21 protein-coding genes are annotated in these 21,134 nt (G+C 44.3%); 9 read left to right on the forward strand and 12 right to left on the reverse strand.

Annotated features, from left to right (window positions below):
- Nucleotides 1-58: 58 nt before the first annotated feature.
- Entirely contained in the window at nt 59-1,084 is a 1,026-nt protein-coding gene (locus ACE38W_RS16160) for a sensor histidine kinase (protein WP_375832285.1), read from the forward strand.
- Nucleotides 1,081-1,782: a LytR/AlgR family response regulator transcription factor gene (locus ACE38W_RS16165; RefSeq protein WP_375832286.1), complete on the forward strand. Its 702-nt coding sequence runs from the start codon at nt 1,081-1,083 to the stop codon at nt 1,780-1,782. Before ACE38W_RS16160 ends, ACE38W_RS16165 begins: the two co-directional genes overlap by 4 nt.
- Nucleotides 1,783-1,831: 49 nt before the next feature.
- Here the strand turns inward: ACE38W_RS16165 and ACE38W_RS16170 are convergent, their stop codons facing one another.
- The 7 genes from ACE38W_RS16170 to ACE38W_RS16200 form a co-directional block, all read right to left on the reverse strand.
- Entirely contained in the window at nt 1,832-2,203 is a 372-nt protein-coding gene (locus ACE38W_RS16170; protein WP_375832287.1) for a hypothetical protein, read from the reverse strand.
- A gap of 243 nt (nt 2,204-2,446) precedes the next feature.
- The gene (locus ACE38W_RS16175; protein ID WP_375832288.1) at nt 2,447-3,046 is read right to left on the reverse strand and encodes an FMN-dependent NADH-azoreductase; all 600 of its coding nucleotides are present in this window, start codon (nt 3,044-3,046) and stop codon (nt 2,447-2,449) included.
- 177 nt (nt 3,047-3,223) lie between these two features.
- Nucleotides 3,224-4,153, reverse strand: a complete 930-nt coding sequence (locus tag ACE38W_RS16180; RefSeq protein WP_375832289.1) for a glycosyl hydrolase family 18 protein — start codon at nt 4,151-4,153, stop codon at nt 3,224-3,226.
- 43 nt (nt 4,154-4,196) lie between these two features.
- Nucleotides 4,197-5,828: a SusD/RagB family nutrient-binding outer membrane lipoprotein gene (locus ACE38W_RS16185; RefSeq protein WP_375832290.1), complete on the reverse strand. Its 1,632-nt coding sequence runs from the start codon at nt 5,826-5,828 to the stop codon at nt 4,197-4,199.
- Nucleotides 5,829-5,867: 39 nt separating this feature from the next.
- Nucleotides 5,868-9,281 (reverse strand): SusC/RagA family TonB-linked outer membrane protein, encoded by a 3,414-nt coding sequence (locus tag ACE38W_RS16190; protein ID WP_375832291.1) that lies wholly within the window; start codon nt 9,279-9,281, stop codon nt 5,868-5,870.
- A gap of 190 nt (nt 9,282-9,471) precedes the next feature.
- A complete protein-coding gene (locus ACE38W_RS16195; RefSeq protein WP_375832292.1) occupies nt 9,472-10,659 on the reverse strand; it encodes a FecR family protein in 1,188 nt (395 codons plus the stop codon).
- Between the two features lie 109 nt (nt 10,660-10,768).
- Entirely contained in the window at nt 10,769-11,317 is a 549-nt protein-coding gene (locus ACE38W_RS16200) for an RNA polymerase sigma factor (RefSeq protein ID WP_375832293.1), read from the reverse strand.
- Between the two features lie 449 nt (nt 11,318-11,766).
- Here ACE38W_RS16200 and ACE38W_RS16205 point away from each other — a divergent pair, with 449 nt between their 5' ends.
- Genes ACE38W_RS16205 through ACE38W_RS16225 form a run of 5 tightly spaced genes read left to right on the forward strand, consistent with a single transcriptional unit; the run spans nt 11,767 to nt 13,758 of the window.
- Nucleotides 11,767-12,222, forward strand: coding sequence for a DUF6265 family protein (locus tag ACE38W_RS16205; protein ID WP_375832294.1), 456 nt, complete (start codon nt 11,767-11,769; stop codon nt 12,220-12,222).
- Nucleotides 12,223-12,272: 50 nt separating this feature from the next.
- Nucleotides 12,273-12,506, forward strand: a complete 234-nt coding sequence (locus tag ACE38W_RS16210) for a hypothetical protein (RefSeq protein ID WP_375832295.1) — start codon at nt 12,273-12,275, stop codon at nt 12,504-12,506.
- A gap of 59 nt (nt 12,507-12,565) precedes the next feature.
- Nucleotides 12,566-12,937 (forward strand): ArsR/SmtB family transcription factor, encoded by a 372-nt coding sequence (locus ACE38W_RS16215; protein WP_375832296.1) that lies wholly within the window; start codon nt 12,566-12,568, stop codon nt 12,935-12,937.
- Nucleotides 12,934-13,539: a mercuric transport protein MerTP gene (merTP, locus tag ACE38W_RS16220; protein ID WP_375832297.1), complete on the forward strand. Its 606-nt coding sequence runs from the start codon at nt 12,934-12,936 to the stop codon at nt 13,537-13,539. Before ACE38W_RS16215 ends, merTP begins: the two co-directional genes overlap by 4 nt.
- A gap of 3 nt (nt 13,540-13,542) precedes the next feature.
- Nucleotides 13,543-13,758 (forward strand): GDCCVxC domain-containing (seleno)protein, encoded by a 216-nt coding sequence (locus ACE38W_RS16225; protein ID WP_375832298.1) that lies wholly within the window; start codon nt 13,543-13,545, stop codon nt 13,756-13,758.
- Nucleotides 13,759-13,789: 31 nt separating this feature from the next.
- Here ACE38W_RS16225 and ACE38W_RS16230 read toward each other — a convergent pair whose 3' ends face one another.
- Complete coding sequence (locus ACE38W_RS16230) at nt 13,790-15,280, reverse strand: S41 family peptidase (RefSeq protein ID WP_375832299.1); 1,491 nt, start codon at nt 15,278-15,280, stop codon at nt 13,790-13,792.
- A gap of 180 nt (nt 15,281-15,460) precedes the next feature.
- On the opposite strand from ACE38W_RS16230, the gene ACE38W_RS16235 reads away from it, so the two are divergent.
- On the forward strand, nt 15,461-16,579 hold the full coding sequence (locus tag ACE38W_RS16235) for an acyltransferase family protein (protein ID WP_375832300.1): 1,119 nt from the start codon (nt 15,461-15,463) through the stop codon (nt 16,577-16,579).
- Here ACE38W_RS16235 and ACE38W_RS16240 read toward each other — a convergent pair.
- The 3 genes from ACE38W_RS16240 to ACE38W_RS16250 all read right to left on the reverse strand — a co-directional run bounded on the left by ACE38W_RS16240 (nt 16,563) and on the right by ACE38W_RS16250 (nt 19,535).
- On the reverse strand, nt 16,563-17,444 hold the full coding sequence (locus ACE38W_RS16240) for a helix-turn-helix domain-containing protein (RefSeq protein ID WP_375832301.1): 882 nt from the start codon (nt 17,442-17,444) through the stop codon (nt 16,563-16,565). The two genes, ACE38W_RS16235 and ACE38W_RS16240, sit on opposite strands and share 17 nt — an antisense overlap.
- Nucleotides 17,445-17,512: 68 nt before the next feature.
- Nucleotides 17,513-18,181, reverse strand: coding sequence for an ankyrin repeat domain-containing protein (locus tag ACE38W_RS16245; RefSeq protein WP_375832302.1), 669 nt, complete (start codon nt 18,179-18,181; stop codon nt 17,513-17,515).
- A 22-nt stretch (nt 18,182-18,203) separates the two neighbouring features.
- Nucleotides 18,204-19,535 (reverse strand): amidohydrolase, encoded by a 1,332-nt coding sequence (locus ACE38W_RS16250; protein WP_375832303.1) that lies wholly within the window; start codon nt 19,533-19,535, stop codon nt 18,204-18,206.
- A gap of 122 nt (nt 19,536-19,657) precedes the next feature.
- Between ACE38W_RS16250 and ACE38W_RS16255 the strand changes: the two genes are divergently transcribed.
- On the forward strand, nt 19,658-20,218 hold the full coding sequence (locus tag ACE38W_RS16255; RefSeq protein ID WP_375832304.1) for a GNAT family N-acetyltransferase: 561 nt from the start codon (nt 19,658-19,660) through the stop codon (nt 20,216-20,218).
- Here the strand turns inward: ACE38W_RS16255 and ACE38W_RS16260 are convergent, their stop codons facing one another.
- Nucleotides 20,219-20,887 (reverse strand): sigma-70 family RNA polymerase sigma factor, encoded by a 669-nt coding sequence (locus ACE38W_RS16260; RefSeq protein ID WP_375832305.1) that lies wholly within the window; start codon nt 20,885-20,887, stop codon nt 20,219-20,221.
- Nucleotides 20,888-21,134: the final 247 nt, after the last annotated feature.

Raw genomic sequence — 21,134 nt, forward strand, 5'->3', positions numbered from 1 at the left:
TACGAACCCGGTTTTCCATCTATTTGGAAATGAATAGCTTTGTAAAAAAAATAAACGTATGATATACCGGGGTACTTTAACAAAGAAGAAAGAAGCCATGATCCACTGCCTGTTCTGGCTGCTGGCGGCCTATTTTACCTTTGTGAAAAACCCTATACAGGCCAAGTTTATACTGCCTGACCTCTTTTACGCTACCTATCTGGTGGTATTTATATTGACCTTCTATTTTCATTACCTCATCGTGATGAAACGGGTATTTCAGAGCTTTAGCTGGGGTAGGCTGGGAGCGGGCATCCTGACATCCTATCTGTTCTTCACAGGTCTGCGCTGGCTGACGGAACAGGTAATCACAGGCTTCTTGTTTAACCGAATCAACTATACTAACCCGGCGTTTTTCAACTATATGCTTGATAACCTGCAATACAGCAGTATGCCAATTATCCTGAGTTCTTTCCTCTGGCTGGGAATCTATGTAGTGCGACTGCTGGAATACAACCGGGTGATCCTGGAAGAAAATAAGAACACAGAAATCAAATTTCTGAAAGCCCAGATTAATCCGCATTTTGTATTTAATACCCTAAATAATATTTATTCCATGGTTTATTTTCAGTCGGAGAAATCATTGCCTGCCATTGAAAAACTTAGTCAGATCATGCGTTTTACGACATATGAATCTCAAAAGGAGAAGATCCGGCTGGCAGAGGAAATTGAATATATCAAAGCATATATAGAACTGGAAGAGCTGCGGCACGCAGAGACAAGCTTTGTGAATTTTTCCAGTGAGATAAGTGATGAGTATATTGAGATACCTCCGTATATATTATCACCATTAGTGGAAAATGCCCTGAAGCACGGTGTCGCCTCTACGAAAAATCCTATCAACATACAGTTGCGGGCGAGCAAAACGGAATTGATATTCCGGATTGAAAATGAGATAGGCACACAGAAGAAAGACAAACTGGGAGGGATAGGCCTGGATAATTTGAAGAAACGCCTGCAAATTCACTATCCGCAAGGGTATGGGCTCCAGGTAAGCAATAATAACAATACATTCATTGCCGAATTAACTATTAACCTGAAATGAGGAAAAAGATCAACTGTATCATATTAGACGATGAGCCATTTGCGGTGAAGCTGATTGCAGACTATGCCTCCAAGGTGCCGGAGCTGAATGTTTTGTATGCAGACAGCGATGTGTTCAGAGCTATGGAGATATTGAAGAGCGAGGCCATAGACCTTGTTTTCCTGGATATACAAATGCCCCAGCTGACGGGAATTGAGCTGATGCAATTATTTAATCGTCAGCATAATTTTATCATAACGTCTGCCTATCCACAATATGCGCTGGATGCTTATCAGTTTCATGTGATAGACTTCTTACTGAAGCCAGTGACCTTTAACCGCTTTTATCAGGCAGTAGAGAAATATTTTCGTTGGCAGGAAACCTTCCAGCGGAATGCAGCCAGCACAGATGATTTCCTCTTTGTAAAAGCAGACCGCAAACATTATAAGATTGCAGCCGCTGATATTGTCTATATCGAAGGATTAAAAGATTATATCCGTATTCATACGGAAACAGAAAAAATTATGGTCCTGGAAAATATGAAGGATATCCTGGAAAAGCTTCCCCAGCAACAGTTTGTACGTATCCATCGCTCTTATATCATTCCACTCAATAAAATAAAAGTAATTGAAGGTAACCAGATACAACTAACCGATGGTACGTATCTGCCCATTGGAGAAACCTACCGTAAGCTGGTGAATGAGTGGGTACAACGGTAGGCAAGAGAACCGGCATCCTCCTGCTGGAAAAAGCCGGTCCGGCAAGTATTTAGATTGTCATATGAAAACCGCCGTTAGCAATGTCCACGCCAGTAACGGTATGCGTAGTGCCAATGGATGCGCCCAGGACTTGAATATAAGCTTTCACAACATCACCCACACTCACACTTAGTTTAGCAGTAGCAGTGGGTGGAACAGCAACATTCAATGTGCTGTTTACTTTTTGGCCCGTGTTGAGATTTTCTACCCAGGCCGTAACAGATGGAACACCTGGTGTAATCAGGCTAACCGTAATTGTTACTATTGTGGCGCGTTTGACAGCAGCACTTTTTGAGATCTTATTAGATGTAGAGAGTGAATGGCCGTTTCCTGGTGCGGTGATAAGAAGGCTTAAGGCGATGATGAGCATGATTTGTTTCATAAAATAATTATTAGAAGGTGAACAAAAGAATATAGATTGGATGGCAGTGGCTTCTGAAAGATATGCTTAATGGTTTTGATAGAAACTCCGTAAATACTGTACCTGCCATTATTTGAAAGCGTAAATTAACTTCGTCGGGTGCGGTTGGTTCTCATTAATAGGGAAGATTAAAATTATTTAATACAGCAATGCGCTGTCCCTACCTGATGTAAGCACAGCGCACTTTTGCATGGAAGCAAACAGTTATAAACCCGCTAATATCTTTTCATAATCAGCCTGGAAACCTGGGGCTACAGTGCCTTCTATCCTGAAGGTCTGCACTTCAGTGAGCCCTACATAGGCGTTGAACACGGCTTTAATATGGGACGCTATAAATTCGTTATCAGCTGGCCAGTCTGCCATCCTGCCGCCGGAGGCAATAGCCAGGTATATTTTTTTGCCATTCATTTTACATTTCCTAACCCAGTTTTCGTCGTAACCATAAGTGACGCCAAAGCGTACCAGCTGATCAATCCAGGATTTTAATAGGGCAGACATGCCCAGGTTATACATAGGAGTGCCAATTACGAGGATATCAGCATTGGAGACATCCTTTACCACGCTGTCTGCGTATTGGAGCAGGTGTCGTTCTGTTTCATCGACAGACAATGGATCTTTATAAAAAGCGCCGATCAAGTCACTGTGAAGGAAGGGGGGGAATGCCTCGGTAAGGTCTCTTTCTACGATGGTCCCGATTTCTTGCCGGGACTGCAAACGGGCTATGATGGCGGTACTGAGCCCTTTACTATAGGAGGCGTTTCCACGGGCGCTGGTGATAAGGTGTAATACTTGCTTCTTGGGCATGATATTGAGATTTATTACCATGACGATCGACTATTGTCAATAGGGACATTATTTATTACTTTTTTTGAGATGAAAAACAAAAAAAGGACGCCCCACCACTGGGACGTCCTTGTTGTATGTCACCCGCTATGTATGAAGGGTCAATGGTTATGCGCTGGTAACATTGTAAAGCAACGATTAAAGCGCGCTCAGGATAGCATCTGTATACGTTTTATTTACGTTGCCGGCAAACACCATGATACCTGCTTTATCAGGAGAAGGATGCCATTGTGCGAAGCTAACAGCCGTGGCCTGTGTATTATAATCGCGCGACATACCATCCATTACTTTGGCATTGCCCAGCGTGGCAGCCCAGTAATTGAAGCGGGTAGTGTTGTTGCTGAAATAGGCCATGTCCATCACAAAATTCATTTTGTTGGCGAGAGAAGTGTCCCTGAAAGCAGGGCCAGGAGCGCCACCGGAGTATACTGCACCGGTATAGATTTTGGAGGTGCTGGCAGAAGATTTAGGTCCGAAGTATTTGCCCAGTTCTTTGATCAGGTTCCGGTAATTGGTATTATCCGTAGCGCCATGTTCAACATCAAGAGAGATGCCATCGAGGCCTACGGTGTTCACGCAGGTGTTAATAAAGGATGCGAACTGCGTGTACGTATAAGCGGTGCCGTTATACGTAGTGAAAGGAGTAGTGGTGCTCCAGGAGGCAGCATCATCTACGTTCATCAATACTTTTACGCCACGTGCGCGCAGTGTCTGGATGTCGGCCAGGACCTGCTTTTTGTACTTGTAAATACTGTTGACCATCCATCCGCTGTTGTAGTTTACGGTATCTGCCAGTTCCCAGAGGGTACCTTCAAATACAACGACGATGTTGGCGCTGTCAGTGAAATTGAGTAGCGACATGTAGCCTTGTCCTACCGGTGTGGCGTCGAAAGCATAATACGCTACTTTGTTTTTGCCTGCGGCAGGCAGGGCGCTTGTCAGGAGCGGGCTAACCACAGCGGCGGCCTTGCCGTTGAGAGGTTGCAGCTGGCTCTCATTTTTGGAACAGGAGTTCAGGGCTACCAATGTTATCATGGATAGCGCCATTGCAATGTGCTGAATTCTCATAACGAGGATGTTTTTATGGTGAATTAATCGAGGGGGTATGCGATTAAGGCTTACTATCCCACCATAATTTTGTTCCACCATTGTCTGGCCCATTGAGCGTTTGTACTGCTCTATCATATCCAGGCTTGTTATTCGACTGATACTTGCTCGGAATTGGCAGCCTGCGGATAAATCCTTTGATCAGGCCTCCACTGTTGTTGACTACTACGGGGAACAATTTAGGGTAACCAGTTCTTCTGAATTCTGTCCAGGCTTCTTCTCCATCAGGATAGATAGCGATCCATTTTTGTGTGATTAACCGTTCTAACTTTTGTTCATAGGTACCAGCATCATCCCATTTGATGGTGATGGTGCTGAGAGAAGGGTCCTTTAGCGGAACATCATTAGCGCCGGCAGATTGCGCTTTGGGGTCCACATAAGGCGCTGCAGTAAAGGTATTGTCGTTCGCATAATCTGCAGATGATCCGGCGGCCCATTCTGCAAAAGAGATGGCAATACCTTTGTTATAATTATCACCTGCATTGCCTGCACCTGCCCAGCCATTGAGGGCGGCTTCGGCCATGAGGAACCAGGTTTCTGCTGCTCCCATCAGTTTTCCTTTCCCTGCTTTGGGGTCGAAATAATCGCCGGAAGCGGCTTTCGCCAATGGTATGGAATAACCGGAGTAGCGGGATTTGTCATCAATAGCAACGCCATTTCTTATGCCGATATATTTTCCTGCTACGGCAGGATCAGTGGCAGGAGCCACCATGTGCGTCAGGCGTGGGTCGTTATAGCCTAGCAAGTAACTTGTCAAAGGAGCCCCCGTGCGGATATCCGCCCATCCGATGATTTCATCCAATGGTGAACGTTGCCCGAAATCTACGATGGCATTCGCAGCATTGTCGGTGATAAGCCCACCATTAGCCGGATTCATGGCTTTTTCGCCCTGTGCCTGTGCGGTGGCTTTATCTGCATAAATAATTCTTATCGCTAACCTCAAACGCAGGGTATTTACCAGCTTTAACCAATTACCCGCATTACCACCATAGATAATATCCGCTTTTGTAAAGGCAGATAGTACCGTCTTTTGGCCTGTAGTAAAAGGTTTTAGCAAATTAGCCGCAGCATCAAGATCGGCAAAGAAAGCAGTATAGGCATCTTTCTGTGAGTCATAATCTACAGAGAGATCTGCATTTGCTTTTCCAAATTTTGTGTAGATGATAGGCCCGAATACATCAGACGTACGATGTAAAGCCAGCACCTTAATGGTTTTGGCCATGGCATCGGTAAAAGAGAAATCCACGCCCTGGTAGGTAGCTGTTAGTTTCTGGTAGTCGCTGAGCACCTGCAGCACCTTGTTATACGCAACATCGAGGATATCGCCATTCCAGCCATCCATCATGAAGTAGTTGGTATTATTGATACCGCCATTGAAAGGGGTAGGCGACATCATAAATCCGCTGTAGATATCAGCATTCAGATTTTGTTGTAACTGGTAATCGCCGGAAGCAGCTGGTACAATAAACTTCTGCGCATTCTGCAACGGCAATATAATCTGTTGGAAATCGGCCTTGAATACATCTTCTGTAATCCCTGCCGGGTTGGTATTCAGTGACTCGAAATTTTTTGTACAAGAGGATAACAGCATCGCAGTCATCATCACGCAACAGCTTTTATATAATGTGATTTTCATGTGAGTTCATTTTTAGGTAGAACAATTACATCTGCTCTTTTACAAGGTGGCTTTAATGCTGAAACCATAACTACGATAGGTAGGCAGTCCAAATACATCAACGCCCACACCACCAGGATTAACGGCAGCTACCTGCTCAGGATCAAATGGTGCTTTATTATAAAGGAAGAAGAGGTTATTACCGATAGCACTGAAGCGGATCTGTTTTACCAGCTTGTCCAGTTTCAGCGTATAGGACACAGAAAACTCTCTCAGGCGGATGGCAGTGGCATCATACATATAAGCTTCTGCAATAGGGCCTTTGCCTCCAATCGCTTTGTAATAGTCTTTTGCATCTACTACTGCGGTAACTGCCTTACCCGTTTGATCTACGGCATTCGGGATGGTTACCTTACCGCCATTATCACGGGCTTCACCTGTTCTTTTGCTAACGCCCATCTGGTCCAGCAAGGCCTCTGTAACGCTCAGCACTTTGCCCCCAAATTTTCCATCCAGCAGGAAGCCGATAGAGAAATCATGGATGTTGATGCTGTTATTCCAACCGATGATAGATTTAGGATTAGGATTGCCCAGGTATACGTTGTCGGCCGACATAGGCAAGTTATCTGTACCCACTACGATATGACCGGTTGCATCTCTCTTAAATCCGCGACCATAGATATCACCGAAAGAACCTCCCTGTACCAGGAACCCGGATCCTCCATTCAGCGCATACTTCTGATCTGCTGAAGGATTCGCCACTACAGAAGCATTAAACAGCTCTATCACCTTGTTTTGGTTATAAGAGTAGTTAACAGTTGTACTCCAGCTGAAGTTATGTGTTTTGACTGCGTTGAAAGTTAAGGCTACTTCCACACCAGTATTCTGGATATTACCACCGTTTACATCGGCAGTGGTACCTGCGCCAAGGCCTGGTGCCACAGCGATGTTCTGGAAGAACTGATTGGTGATATTGGATTTATAAGCAGTAACGTCCAAGGATAAACGATTTTTCAGAATGCTCCATTGCGTACCGATTTCCAGCGACCTATTCTGTTCTGGCTGTAAATAATAGCCAGCTACGTGTATCGGGTTACTGGTAGGAGGTGTGGAGATACCTGCATTGAAGGTATACAGCGGACGTGTTCTGAACGGATCGATGTCATTACCTACTACGGCATAGGATACACGTACTTTTGCATAGTCAATTAAATCAGGAAGATTAAAGATCCTGCTTAATACGGCGCTTACGCCACCAGAGTAGTAGTTGAAGCCTCTTTTAGCGGTAGGTGTATAGGCAAGGGTAGAAGACCAGTCATTTCTGTCGGTCAGGTTGATGAATATTTTATCCTTGTAGCCTAATTCTACGGCGCCAAACACTGATTGAATCTGACGGCGGATAGCGGTGTTCTGATTAACGGCCCTGGAAATATTACTCCAGTCTATTGCTGATTCCATAAACACATTAGGCACAGCCAGTGCGCCACGAACATTGGTAGTAGCGCCTTTCTGGTCCTGGATGGAACTACCGAGCGTTACGTTTAGCGCCAGGTCTGTATTCAGGTTTTTATTGGCCTGTAATACGAAGTCGCCATACAACGTCTGGTTATTGGTATGATTCACATTCAGCAAACCATTATCAGCAGCGATCGTGGTTTGTGTGGTAGCGTAGGTATTACGCTGGAAGTTATTCTGATAATTGTTATAGTTACCTCTTAGCTGTGCAGACAACCAGTTGTTGATGGTATATCGTAGGTTGAGGGCGGTGTAGAGGTTCCTGTTTTCGTTATCAGTAGGGTTGCGATATAGTACCCAGTATGGGTTCTGCTGGTAGTCCTGTCCGGTGAAACCTTTATCAGTATTGATATCCCACCAGTTCTGCGCCATGAGGTAGCGGCTACTGGAGAAAAACTCATAGTTCTTGTACTGATTGAAGTCGATCCCTCTTGGAAAAGCGTATAGCCCTGTCAGTGGGTTGAAGTAAACGCCTGGGTTGATACGGTTATGGGAGTTTTGAATGGAGCCCATGAAAGTACCGTCTACCGTGAGTTTATCGTTCAGGAATTTGCCAGATTCGCGGAAGGTGAGCGAGTTTTGTTTGAGGGTATTGGTAGGTACTATCCCTTTATTGTCGGTATTAGAATAGGAGAGATAGTTAGATGTTTTATCATTACCCCATGTCATGCCTACACTGTTGATCCAGGTCATGCCTGTCTGGAAGAAGTCCTTGATATAATTGGAATTAGGGACAGTGGCTCCTTTAGCGCCCCAGCTGTCTTCACTGCCGGGCGTGGTGGAGGTGGCGGGAGTTGTCTGCCCATAATTGAATTGTTCTTCAGGGAATTTATAAGCCTGATCGAAGGTCATGCTGCTAGCAACATCCACTTTAGAAATGCCCGCTCTGGCTTTTTTCGTCGTAATGAGAATAACGCCATTACTACCCTGACTACCGTAAAGAGAGGAGGCTGAGGGTCCTTTAAGGATGTTGATGCTTTCGATATCTTCGGGATTGATGGTGCTGAGGATATCGCCGCCGTCGGCGGTGGAATTATACCAGTCTGCACTGGCGCCACCGGTTGGGTTGATGAGGGGTAAGCCATCGATTACGTATAGTGGCTGGCTGTTACGCGTGGATTTTTCACCGCGGATAACGATACGCACGGAGCCTCCGGCTCCGCCGCCGGTACGGTTGATTTGTACGCCGGAAACCTTACCACTGAGACTATTGAGTACGTTGGTACTTTTTACGGTGTTCAGCTCCTGTGTGCCTAGTTGTTGTGTGGCATAGGTCAGGTTAGCACTTTTTTTACCAAGTCCCAAGGCCGTCACCACGAGTACTTCCCCTATCTGTCGGCTATCGCGCACGAGTGAGAGGCTCAATCCTTTATCAGTTCCATTCACCGCTACTGTTTTGGTTTCGTAGCCAATGAAGCTGATTTCGAGGAAGCCTGAATGATCTTTGAGGGCAATGGAGAATCGGCCGTTTTCATCTGTGGTGGTACCGGTAGTAGTGCCTTTCAGCTTAATACTGGCGCCTATCAGCGGTTGATTTCTATCGTCGCTGATACGCCCTGTTACTAAGTGAGTAGAATCTTGTTTATGTACCTGTTCATCTCTTTGTTTGATGATCAGGGTTTTCTCTACCAGCGAGTAGCTGAAGGGTATACCGGAAAAGCATTTCTGTAATACATCGTCTATGGTACTGTTGGTAACGCTGAAAGTTACAGCGCCTGTCTGGTCCAGGAGGGATTCATCACAAACCAGATAGTAACCGGTTTGTTTCCTGATCTCATTGAATACTTTCTTCAGCGGAGCATTTTCCACTGTGAGGGATAGGTGCTGAGAATATCCTGTGGCACTTACATGCAGACTGACAGCCAACATAAAAATAGCAGTCCACTTCATTAAGAGCAATATTTTGAACCTGCGGTGCCGGGCATAGGAGAGCCAGCTGCAAATGTTGATTTTTTGCATACATTTGTATGGTTGAGTTAAAATAAATAGTTGTTAACGAGTTTGTTTTAATACTTGACACAGACCAGGAATGTGAGCGCATTGCTGGTCTTTTTTTTAGAATAACATTGTTGAACTATCTACATGCGCAGTTAATTTTGGTGAATCAATAACGTGAATTACAAGTTTGGTTGCTGTGATTACAAGCGATTTAGTCTTTTGGCATTATAACAAGTCTTTTTCCTTCGAGGCGGCTAGATACGCCCATTCCTTTTAGTACGTTTAAAGCGCCTGATAGCGGGCCATTGCGGCTGATCATACCCATGAATTTCTGTTCGGGTAAGCTGCCTTCATAAACAATTTCAAGGTCATACCACCTGGCTAGTTGACGGGTAATGCTTTTCAGGTCGGCATGTTCAAAACTGAAGTATCCATTTTTCCATGCCAGCGCTTCTTCTTCATTTCCAGCGATGGCCATCAGCGTAGATTGATTGCGGTTATATCGTCCTTCTTCTCCGGGTTTCAGCAGTAGTGGTTTGTTGATGTTCCAAAGTTGAACGGCGCCCTGCAGCAGTGTAGTACGGATGTTGTCTTCATCAGGATAAGCCATCACATTGAATTTTGTGCCCAGTACTTTAATATCTATTTCGTTGACGGTCACATGAAAGGGTTGTCGGGCATTGTCGGCTACTTCAAAATAAGCTTCGCCTTTCAGGTCAACATTACGTTGTGGCTCTCTGAAGTCTGTTGGGAAATGTAGGGATGAACAGGAGTTGAGCCATACTTTAGAACCATCGGGTAATACGATCAGGAATTGCCCGCCGGGCGGAGTGGTGATCGTATTGAATTCTACCGGAGCGTTTGTTTTTCCGGAAACCTGGTAAACTATTCGTCCGGTACCATTTTTCTGTACAGTAAGCCCCGACTGGCTAAGGATGATCCCTTGCTTGCTCGAGTCCAGTATTACTTTTTGTCCGTTTGCCAGCGTGAGTATAGCCTTATCTCCGCCAGGAGCTACGTCGTTTTGCATGGCATTTGCCAGCTCGTCTTTATGATGATTAGACTTTACACTAAAGTAGTAGAGTGTAGCCGATACCGTTATAACCACAGCTACCGAAGCGACAGCCCACCATTTTCTCTTGGAGATATAGACAGGTTGCATTAAATGCTGTTCCGTGAAGGCGTGTTGCTGCACCTTTTCATAGATGGCTTTGCCCAGTGGATCAGTGTCGTCTGTTTCTGCAGGCAACTGTTCCCAGTCATGATCTAAATGCGCTTGCAGTAGCTCCCAATACTCGTTGGATGCCAGCAAAGCTTGTAGCTTTACTTTTTCTGCTGTGCTGATATTGCCAGCCAGGTACTTGTCCAGTAGCGTTTTAAATACTTGCTGTTGTTCCATAAACGTACATAGTCATCGGGCTTCTACATAATAAGACGCAAAAGAAAAGCAATAGGGGACAGGCAGGCTAAAATTTTTTTCTGGAGTGATGAGCGCAGGTAAAATTTATCTATTTATTTACTTCAAGATATTGACGGATAGATACTAATGCACGTACGATATGTTTCTTCACTGTTTCACGTACGATGCCGGTGCGGGAGGCAATCTGGTCGTAGGACAGGCCTTGTTCGCGGCTAAGTTTAAAAACCTGGCGCCGTTGTGGGGGCAGTTGCGCTATGGCTTTGGATATCATTTCGGCAGACTCTCTGGACACGGCCATGGTATGTGGCAGCTGACTATCATCTGCCTGAAGGTCTGTAGTAAGATCTAAAGCTAGAAGAGAAAGTTGGTTTTTACGGAGATAGGACACGACCTCATTACGCGCGACGACGCGGAGATAACTGTCCATATGTTGTACAGTGGCAATAGTGCTGCGTTTCAGCCATAATTTAATAAAAATGTTTTGTACAAGGTCTTCTGCTTCCTGGGGCTGTTTCAGATATGTTAGTGCTATCTTGTAAACCTTCTTCCAATATCTGTTATACAGTTCCCTGAAAGCATCCTGACTCCCCTGGGCTAACAATTCGCATAAATCTTCTTCAGATAACAAATTGTTCATTGCTCTTGCATTTGTATAAACTGAACAGTAATAAAGCTAATGAAAATGACGTAACAAAAAAAATTGCAACGCTCACAATCAGAAGAAATTAAAAATAAAATCTAAGGTAAAATATTAACTATTCTGCGTACCGTATATAACACGTAAATAGCATACTATGGCCTATTTTAAGCTGTTTTTAAGTTTTGGTATGCAGCCGGAATAATTAAACAGGTTATTCGTTCACGTTAGTATGGTTCGAATCGCAGGATTAATTGTCAGAATGATAATTATTCTAATTGGTTATCAATAAGATGAATTAAAATAAATTTTTTTAAAAAGTAATAATTTCGGTTTAGGTAAATGAATTTGATCATTGGGGAATGAGGATCATTTTTATAAATTATTAGTTCAGAATTCCGTGAAAAGAAAGCTATATTGCTGTTCATCGACCTATATTATTTTCCTGTATGAAACGATTAGCATTATTATGTATCCTGATAACCTTGAGCTGCCTTGCTTATAGTCAAACAGCAGAAAAGGATTTCAAGCAACTTCAATGGCTGCAAGGCAAATGGTTAAAAACCAATATGAAACCTGGTAAATCGGGATATGAGCAATGGAATAAGCTTAGCGATACATCCTGGCAGGGCATAGGCCTTAGTATGCGTGGACAAGACACTGCTTTTGTAGAAAAATTGAAGCTGGTGATAAAAGACCACCATATATATTATGTGGCTGATGTAGCAGAAAATAAAGAGCTAACCTGGTTCAAGATGACGCATATAGGGGCCAATGGATTTACCTGTGAAGACCCTACACATGATTTTCCTAAAAAGATTGTTTACGAGCGTATAGGCAAACAGCTGAAAGTAATCACTTCCGGTGATGGTAGGTCTATTGAGTTTTTCTTTGAGAAAGAATAGTATTACTGTATCCCTACCTAAAATAATGATGATGAAGCAATTACTACTGATTGCCCTTTTCATGGCTGGCTGCCTCCGCTGACTACGAGAAAACCTATATCTACACTATTGAACATGGTGAACTTATAAATATTGATACACTTAGTGATAAACGTATCTGGACATATGGTCCCGAGGTGATTTCCACCGCCGATAATCATCAGATTATATTTTTTACAAATCAGGAAGTAAAAGGTTATGTAGATATCTATGATGATAGGATCACCTTATTCCGCTATAAATAGTGTATTTAAGAGTTTGCTTAAATACGTAAATTGCTGTACTTTGCAGCAAATATCTCTGAATGAGCGAGAAAAATACTTGTATACGCGAGCAGGCAAACCCAATACAGATCAATGATTGCCGCCAGAAGGTGGCAGCCGGCGAAGCTGCATTTGCGCAACTCTCGGGCATACTGGCCCTGGCAGGCAATGAGGTACGCTTAAAAATATTATACCTCCTGGAAGAAGAAAAGGAACTCTGTCCCTGTGATCTCAGCGATATCCTCGGCATGACCATTCCCGCGATCTCGCAGCACCTCCGCAAGATGAAAGATGGAAACATCGTTCAAACCCGCAAGGAAGGACAAACGATATTCTATTCTATCAGAGCAGAGCATCACAAATTGCTGCGTCCCTTCTTTAAAATTATCGATCAGCTAAATGTAGCTTCATGAGCAGCGGAAAAAACAACAAAGCCTTGTTAGGCTCCGGCATACTCCTGGCGATAAGCTCTTCTCTGTGCTGTATAGCACCGCTGCTGGCTATTATTGGTGGAGCGGGAGGCGGTATGGCTGCTTTCAGTTGGGCGGCACCATTACGGCCTTACTTACTTGGCGCCACCGCCATAGTGCTGGGATTTGCATTTTACCAGGCCTACAAACCCAAGCCACAAGATCATTGTGGCTGTGAGGTGCCTGCAAAGCAAAGCTGGTTACAATCCAAAGCCTTCCTTTGGACCGTTGCCGCCATAGCTGTGCTGCTATCTACGTTTCCCTACTACGCTACCTATTTCAAGGTGAAACCAGTTATGGTAACCGTAGTTGTAAATAAGGCTGCACCACTAAAGCAAGTAGTACTTCATATTGAAGGCATGAGTTGTGAAGCCTGCGAAGGCCATGTAAACAACGCTTTGCAGCAAATGCATGGGGTCCGGCAAGTAAGTACTTCCTACGAAAAAGGTACTTCTACCGTCACTTTCGACAGCTTGCTGGTATCCTTCCAGCAAATGGCTGCTACCGTAGAAAATGAAACTGGTTATAAAGTCATTCAAAACTAAGCGATGTCCTGCACTGAGATTCAATTACATTCCCTACTGACTTGTCCGCATTGTGGATTTGAAAAAGATGAAATAATGCCTACTGATGCCTGCCAGTATTTTTATGTATGCACCAGCTGCCAACAGCGTATCCAGCCTAAAAGCGGCGACTGCTGCGTATATTGTAGCTATGGTACGGTGAAATGCCCACCCATGCAACAAGGAAATTGCTGCTGCTAAGGATTACAACTATCTGTGTTAGCTGGCCTGATTAATTTTGCGCATTTATTACGCGGACAGCCTCTTCCAGATCAACATCTCTTTTAGTAACAATATCCATCGGTGTGTAGTGAACAGCTTTGTCGGGTAATATGCCATGCCCATAAGTAGGGTGTTTTAGTACTGACACTACTCTCAGTAGTGGAAACTCGACCACTATTCGTGTATGCGGTAGGGTTAGATATTGTATGGTACCGCCACTGCAGCCTTCGGAGCCGCCCGCTGTTTCGCGACCGATAAAAGTGGCCTCAGGACAGTATTGACGTATAGCCGCTGCCGTATGTGCCCCGGAAGAAAAAGTGGCACCATCTATCAACACCACCAGACGACCATTATAGTGGTCGTCCGCATCCAATGCGGATTTGCGGAGCAGGTCTACAAAGCCCGACTGAAAGGCCATCTTATAATGCCCCTCTTTTTTTATCCCTAAAGGTTTAAAGCTTTCCTGGTAGCTCAGCGTTTTGGTGGAATCGAAATAGGGATTGAAGGCGGTATTGCCGGGATCAGGTACACGGGCCCATAGATCTCCCACCATCTGAAAAGGCTGTGCTGCGAGGTAGCTCAGCAACTTTGCAGCGATACGTATATCCCCGCCGGTATTATGTCGCAAATCAATGATCAGGTTCCTGATACCTTTCGTATGAATTTCCTGAAATGCCTTTTGGAAAAGAACCGTGTCTTCATACTGATAACTATGTACTTCAAAACATGCGATGGATGTATTCTTCAGGAATCGTAACGGTAGATATCCCGTATTGGAGGAAGTATTCCAGTCTTTGTAATTATCAATTTCCGCTGTTTTTACTGTGGTTAAAGCCGCTGTAGTAATTGTTTTTAAAACCCCACCGGTTGTTTTCAGTACAATGTGATAAGGCGGCTGCCAATGATAGTACTTATTGCAGGCATCTTCAAAACCATCATACTCGCTTAAAAACAATTCCTTGAAAGTTCGATTGTTGCCATCTGCGGCATATAAATCGCCACCATGCTTAATAATGGCAGGAACTTTTATATTGTTAATACTTATTATTTCGTCACCGGTATGAATCCCTTGGGCCTGGGTAGTAGTTATCCATACCTGCGTATCTTGTACTAATACCTGGAAGGGTAATTTTGGTAGTATGTCCGCGGCAGTGGGCTGGTAGCCTGCCGAGTTTCTCAATTGTGTATGTCCGCATTTCAAGGCGCTGATAAAAGGATATACCGCAGCTATGAACTCATTTTCTGATAAAGGCTTTGTAATGGAATGCAAGGTGGTATTATAAATGTTGTACAGACTATCGGGAGGAGTGTAAATACCATATGTCGGATGAAGGTTACTGACTGCTTTCCATAAAACTGCGAGGTCCTGTTTCATATCTGCAATGGCCAGCAATTGCGGGGTTTTAACCGTTTTGCTATTTTGCTGCGCATTTCCGGTGAAGCAGGAAAGTACCGTTATAATCAGTGATAACAGCATTTGCTTATGGGGAGTGATTCTCATGTCGTTAAAAAATGTTGTGAATAAAACATCCGGTCACAGCAATTTAACAAAATGCAGTCACCTGCAGAAAAGATAGTGATATTACTGCTAGAACCATTTTGCCAAAAAACTGCTTTATATTCCCCATAGCTTTGCATTCCCGCTGTGAATGCCTATTTTAACGGATCGATACACCTTCTTATGGAAAACAACCTGTTAAAATCGAGGCAGCATTTTGAGGCATTGGATGGATTGCGCGGACTGGCGGCTTTATCTATTGTAGTATTTCACTTATATGAATTTCTCGTTCCCGACTATACGAAAAGTCCTATCGGACATGGCTATCTTGCGGTAGACTTCTTTTTTTGTCTCTCAGGTTTTGTAATTGGTTATGCTTATGATGAGCGAGCGCCAAAACTAGGTAACAAGCTATTTTTTCTGAATCGCCTGATACGACTGCATCCTATGGTTATCTGGGGAGCAGTGATAGGCCTGTTGGGGTATATGTTCGATCCTTTCAACGGCGCGGCAAATGTGGCCGAAGCTGGAATGATAAAGGTCATATTGGCTTTTGTCTGTGCCTTGGTCATGCTCCCATTTCCATGGCTGCCCGGCCGTGGCGGTGGTCTGTTTCCCTATAATACACCGGCATGGTCCTTATTAATGGAATACTTCATTAATATCGTATATGCCTTAGTGTTAGTGAGGGTCTCCAGGCGAATTTTGTTAGTACTCCTTGCTGGAACAGCTGTATGGCTCATAGCGGTAGCCCGTTTCCGTGGCTGGATCATCACCGGATGGGACGCACCTACTTTCTTTGATGGCTTTGCGAGGGTGAGCTTTTCTTTCCTGGCAGGGCTAACAGTTTTCCGCTTTAACTTTATCATCCGAACAAAGCTCAACTTCGTGGTACTGGCGGCATTGCTGGTTGGTACATTCGTATTCCCGCATTATAATAATGACTGGATTACAGAGATGATCATCGTTATGCTGGTATTTCCGCTATTATTGGCCCTGGGCGCAGGTATGCAGGTAACAGGCTTCCTACAGCAGGTCTGTGTGTTTACAGGCAAGCTTTCTTACCCATTATATATGACGCATATCTGGGCGGTATGGTTATTCGGAAATTATCTCTTCATCGGCAAACCTACTCAGAAGGCCGCTTATATAGCGGCAGCAGTGGTATTTTTTGGAACTGTATTATTGGGATATCTGGTGCTGAGATTTTATGACGAGCCTGTAAGGCGTTGGCTCTCGGCCAGACTACAGGCAAAGCAACGCGTACTGGTAAAGCAGCCAGCGGCTACTTCAAATCTTTAAAAGCGGTGGGCGTCATGCCAGTATGGGCTTTGAAGAACTTAGCGAAGTTAGCATGATCATAAAAGCCTAAGTCGAACACAATTTCTTTTATCGTCATTTTAGAAGCCTTTAACAAGCGTTTAGCTTCCAGCAGCACCCGTTGCTGAATCAGGGAAGAAGCAGCCACATTCAGTTCCTTCTGGCTAATCATGTTCAGGTAGTTAGGGGAGATGTTGATCATATTTGCATAGAAGGCGACGGAACGCTGCTCCTTATAATGCTGGTCTATCAAACCCAGAAACCGCGATAGCAGCGGGTTAGTGTTATTGCTCTCAAAGTCCTTGAAAACTTTTGCAGCGGTCCTGCTGATCAATAAACCGATGGTATCACATCTGAGCTGTACCAGCTCCTGGAAAGGCGCTTGCTGTTCCAGTTCTTTTTGTATCTGTTGAAATTCGTATAGTAGTGTACGGTAGTCAGCCGCTGGAAGATCAATCACCGGGTGGCGCTGATAAAAAGCAGCAGAATAGCGCAGATAGGGAAGAAATGCCTCAAATGCTTCTCCGGCTATCATCAGCTGATAGCCGATGGTCTCTTTTTTAAATTTCCATTGATGTACCTGTTCTGGAAATACGAGATGCAGCTGCTGTTTGCCGATGTTATAGGGGATGAAGTCGATGCTAAGGCTTCCTTTTCCCTGTTCGAATAGGATGGCGATGAAGAAACTATGTTTATGGGCTTCTGCAATAGATCGTTCTCCATGGAGCTCATGAAATAGTATTGCCTGATTGCTGTTGCTACTATTACTGAATTCCTGGATGTTTAATATAGGAAAATGATCTTTCGATTGGTCCATTCGAAGGGCTATATCGTTTGCTGGCTCCATAACCGGAGCCAGGCTAAATTAGTGAAAAATATTCAGCCTGGCCCCTGTGACGGCACGATATAGTGGCACTATTTGCCTTCCAGTATTTTGACGATGGCGGTATAGCCTGATTTGCGGGCATGCTGTAATGGCGTCACGCCGTCTTTATCGGCAATATTGATATTGGTGCCCGCTGCCATTAAAATCTTCACTATTTCCTGGTATTTTTGGCTGCCATCACCGAGAATAATAGCTTCCAGCAGGCCTGTCCAACCCAAACGATTGATATGATCAATAGGGAAACCTTGGGTATTAGCCAGCAATCTCACTGTTTCAATATGACCTCTTTCACAGGCGGGTATGAGGGCCGAGCCATTGTAGCGGTTAAACACATCGAAGCGTGCGCCATGCTCCAGGAATAATTTCAGCATATCATTTTGTCCGGTAGCCCCGGCATAGAGGAAGGGACTGTCCTGGATATTATCCTGTAGGTTGACGTCAGCGTCATGCGTCACCAGTAGTTTAGCCATTTCATATTGTCGGCCATGCACAGCCAGCAATAATAAAGAATGTCCTTTGGCGTCCTGGGTGTTGACAGCAACGCCTTGCTGCAGTGCCTTTTCAACGGCTTGCAGCTGGTTATGTGTTACCTGGTCTATCAAAGTATCTGGTGTCTGTTGTTCCATATGATGAGTAGCCTGCGGTTTTCCGCAGTTTGATGATATTGATAACGTGAGTAGTAATAAGATTGTTTTCATACACGTTTCGTTTATTCAATGATTAGAAAACTATATTTCCCTGGTGTAGCAATGATTTCACTGGCGAAATTCTCGACACGGCTTCTGCGGAGCAGCTGGCCTGTACCAGTACGGCATTGGCAACATCATCCTTCTTAGGCCATTGCTGCTGACCTTTATCGGTCAGTGGCAATATGTTATAGGTGGCCAGTTTCAGGGCGCGGTTGAGATAGAACTCCGTAGAGTAGCCATAGAGCTGGGCCATGAGGTTAGCTTTCTGTAATACGCTCCCAGTGCCCCAGGTATTCCAGTGGTCGATGATGCTATCGTTGCCGGTACCTACTACCACACCATATTTGTATAATGTTGGAATAGGCATGATAAGGCCGCCAAAAGGAATGGCTGACATAATACCTATCTGTGCCTGCGCCAGTTTATCCGCAATTTCTTCCTGCCTGACTTTCTCAAGTTTTCCTAATATATAGCAATGACTGAGGAAGGTTTTGCCTTTCAGTACCGGATTTTCGTTTACCCGGTCTATCAGGTATTCTACTGTTTTCAGGCCAGACTCGCCGGATTCATGCAGATGTATGTCGATACCTTTATTATTATCCAGGGCTAGTTTCACGATGGTGTCCATAGGCTTGGCAATATCTCCATCCACAGTGTATGGGTCTACGCCGCCGATGAAATCGATATCCATTTTTGCCGCTTCGTTCATCCATGGTAGTGAGTCGGTATAAAAGAGGCCATGTTGCGGAAATGCTACCAGCTCTGCGCCGAAGCTGTTTTTCTTATTGTCAAGGGCTATTTGCAGGTGCTTGAGCGAATCTAGCTTGGAAGTAGGTTCTATGTTCACATGACTTCTGGCGAAGCCAGAACCGCAGGATTGCAGCAGTTCAATCATTTTCAGCGCATGATCGGTAGATGTTTTAAGCATCTCCGGTAGGATCTGTTGTTCCAGTGCTATCATACCTTTTACGCCATTGGTCCTTCTACGTGCAGCCTTCCATGGGCCACCATAGTTGGTTTTGTCGAGGTGTATATGCATGTCCTTAAAAGAAGGCAGCATCAACAAGCCTTTGGCGTCAATAGCTTTAGCCTGTGGATTGTTGGGCAGAATAGCGGAGAATTTACCATCGGTAATTTCTACCAGAAAGAGATCTGTTTTAGTAGCGACAACTTCATCGCCTTCATACTCGAAACCCGTCTCCAGCCGTACATTCTTCAGTCGGGTAGTAGTGCCTGCAAGTGCGCTGCTGACGCCACTTTCAGCATGCGCTGTCTGTGATAGCAAAGTAGGTGCGATCCCTAATCCGAGGGAAGTATAAACGGAGTTTCTGATAAAATCCTTTCTGGAAATATTTGTTGCCATGGCTGATTTGCTTTGTTTCAAAGATAACGCAACGCAAATGCGGACAGCAGTAAGGTTTATAACATTACAGGTATAATTTATAACAGATTCATGTTTACTGCTGTCAGAAACCAGGAAAAGGTATGTATTTTCGTGAGATGAATACTGTAGTAACCCTTTCCGGAAATAATGATGTTACGCTTAAAGCGCTTGCCCACAGCGACCTTGAAGAGATGGCCATATTGGCAAATAACCCTGCCGTAGCTGCGAACCTGCGCGATAGTTTTCCATCTCCTTACACTTTACAGGATGCCGAAATTTTTTATAATCTCATACAGGAAGGTAAGATCACCCATGTATGGGGTATCTATTATAAAGATAAAATTGCTGGCGTTATCACGCTTAAGCTGCAGGAAGATATTCATCGCCATTCCGCTGAAATTGGCTACTGGCTTGGTGCGCCATTTCATGGTAAGGGCATCATGTCTGAGGCGGTATCCTTACTGACAGACTATGCATTTACCGGGTTACACCTGGTACGCATTTTTGCCGGCACTTTTGATTATAACAAAGCTTCCCAAAAGGTGTTGGAAAAAAGCGGTTACCATTTGGAGTCCGTGAAAAAGAAGGCTGCCATTAAGAATGGTGTGATACTTGATGAGTATATGATGGTAAAGTTGAATCCTGAAGTGGATACAGAATAATTACCTTCCGTTATTGGAAATGCCCAATTGCTGCATCACATAACTAACGATACGATTGCATCTTGATAGATGAATACTGTATACATGGTTTTTCATATATCCCTGCAAACGTTGTCGGAGCAATGCTTTTGCCCTATTTAGCCGGACTTTCACATTTATCTCCTCTATGGCTAACATCTCGGCGGTTTCTCTTACCGTCATATCTTCTATTTCCCTTAACACAAACACTAACCTGTATTGCTCCGGTAGCGCTGTAATTTCGCGCTCCAATATAAATCCTAAATCTTTGTTGGCCAAATCCTTTTCAGGCGTTTTCATAGTAGTATAGTTGTGATTAAAGTCGATACCCGACTGAATGTGACCGGACTTACATTGCTGTTCCTGGCACTGATTAAACATAATACGACTTAACCAGGTTGCAAACTCCGACCGGTTTTCGAATCTGGATAAATTTTGATAAGCATTGATATAGGAGGTTTGCATAGCATCCTGCGTGTCAGCGGGGTGTGCTAAAATGGACATACCAATTCTATATAATCTTTGGTTGTATTTACGGATGAGTATTTCGAAGAGCTGTTTTTCTCCCGCCTGGACCCGTTCAATAATTGCCGCGTCGGTATTCGTGGTTGAAATGATGAGTGATGGTTGTTTCATTGCAATTGTTTGCATGCGCTTTGTGATTAGAGAACAACCAAAACAAAAGGTTACAACTTTTTCGAAATATTTTTTTAAAAAAGGAATCCTGTAACCTTTTAAAGCCTCATTTCTCTAAGCTTATAACAAAACAGACGACCATGGCTACTCTAAAACAAATGCAGTCCGCCTTGCGGCTTAGTTCCTATTGTAGGCCGCCTGGACAAATTCACCAATCTGTTGACACATTGGGCCGATTATGTAGATAGCAACCGTTGGTTGA

Origin of the sequence: Chitinophaga sp. Hz27 (genome assembly GCF_042263525.1) — a bacterium.
Classification (GTDB): Bacteria; Bacteroidota; Bacteroidia; order Chitinophagales; family Chitinophagaceae; genus Chitinophaga.

What these genes read in the sequence shown, in the direction of transcription:
- ACE38W_RS16225 (WP_375832298.1), top strand. Translation starts at nt 13,543, where the DNA reads ATGTCCTGCACTGAGATTCAATTACATTCCCTACTGACTTGTCCGCAT.
- ACE38W_RS16190 (WP_375832291.1), bottom strand. Translation starts at nt 9,281, where the DNA reads ATGCAAAAAATCAACATTTGCAGCTGGCTCTCCTATGCCCGGCACCGC.
- ACE38W_RS16245 (WP_375832302.1), bottom strand. Translation starts at nt 18,181, where the DNA reads ATGAAAACAATCTTATTACTACTCACGTTATCAATATCATCAAACTGC.
- ACE38W_RS16215 (WP_375832296.1), top strand. Translation starts at nt 12,566, where the DNA reads ATGAGCGAGAAAAATACTTGTATACGCGAGCAGGCAAACCCAATACAG.
- ACE38W_RS16195 (WP_375832292.1), bottom strand. Translation starts at nt 10,659, where the DNA reads ATGGAACAACAGCAAGTATTTAAAACGCTACTGGACAAGTACCTGGCT.
- ACE38W_RS16260 (WP_375832305.1), bottom strand. Translation starts at nt 20,887, where the DNA reads ATGCAAACAATTGCAATGAAACAACCATCACTCATCATTTCAACCACG.
- ACE38W_RS16160 (WP_375832285.1), top strand. Translation starts at nt 59, where the DNA reads ATGATATACCGGGGTACTTTAACAAAGAAGAAAGAAGCCATGATCCAC.
- ACE38W_RS16180 (WP_375832289.1), bottom strand. Translation starts at nt 4,153, where the DNA reads ATGAGAATTCAGCACATTGCAATGGCGCTATCCATGATAACATTGGTA.
- ACE38W_RS16230 (WP_375832299.1), bottom strand. Translation starts at nt 15,280, where the DNA reads ATGAGAATCACTCCCCATAAGCAAATGCTGTTATCACTGATTATAACG.
- ACE38W_RS16250 (WP_375832303.1), bottom strand. Translation starts at nt 19,535, where the DNA reads ATGGCAACAAATATTTCCAGAAAGGATTTTATCAGAAACTCCGTTTAT.
- ACE38W_RS16165 (WP_375832286.1), top strand. Translation starts at nt 1,081, where the DNA reads ATGAGGAAAAAGATCAACTGTATCATATTAGACGATGAGCCATTTGCG.
- ACE38W_RS16185 (WP_375832290.1), bottom strand. Translation starts at nt 5,828, where the DNA reads ATGAAAATCACATTATATAAAAGCTGTTGCGTGATGATGACTGCGATG.
- ACE38W_RS16235 (WP_375832300.1), top strand. Translation starts at nt 15,461, where the DNA reads ATGGAAAACAACCTGTTAAAATCGAGGCAGCATTTTGAGGCATTGGAT.
- ACE38W_RS16240 (WP_375832301.1), bottom strand. Translation starts at nt 17,444, where the DNA reads ATGGAGCCAGCAAACGATATAGCCCTTCGAATGGACCAATCGAAAGAT.
- ACE38W_RS16205 (WP_375832294.1), top strand. Translation starts at nt 11,767, where the DNA reads ATGAAACGATTAGCATTATTATGTATCCTGATAACCTTGAGCTGCCTT.
- ACE38W_RS16170 (WP_375832287.1), bottom strand. Translation starts at nt 2,203, where the DNA reads ATGAAACAAATCATGCTCATCATCGCCTTAAGCCTTCTTATCACCGCA.
- ACE38W_RS16175 (WP_375832288.1), bottom strand. Translation starts at nt 3,046, where the DNA reads ATGCCCAAGAAGCAAGTATTACACCTTATCACCAGCGCCCGTGGAAAC.
- ACE38W_RS16200 (WP_375832293.1), bottom strand. Translation starts at nt 11,317, where the DNA reads ATGAACAATTTGTTATCTGAAGAAGATTTATGCGAATTGTTAGCCCAG.
- merTP (WP_375832297.1), top strand. Translation starts at nt 12,934, where the DNA reads ATGAGCAGCGGAAAAAACAACAAAGCCTTGTTAGGCTCCGGCATACTC.
- ACE38W_RS16255 (WP_375832304.1), top strand. Translation starts at nt 19,658, where the DNA reads ATGTATTTTCGTGAGATGAATACTGTAGTAACCCTTTCCGGAAATAAT.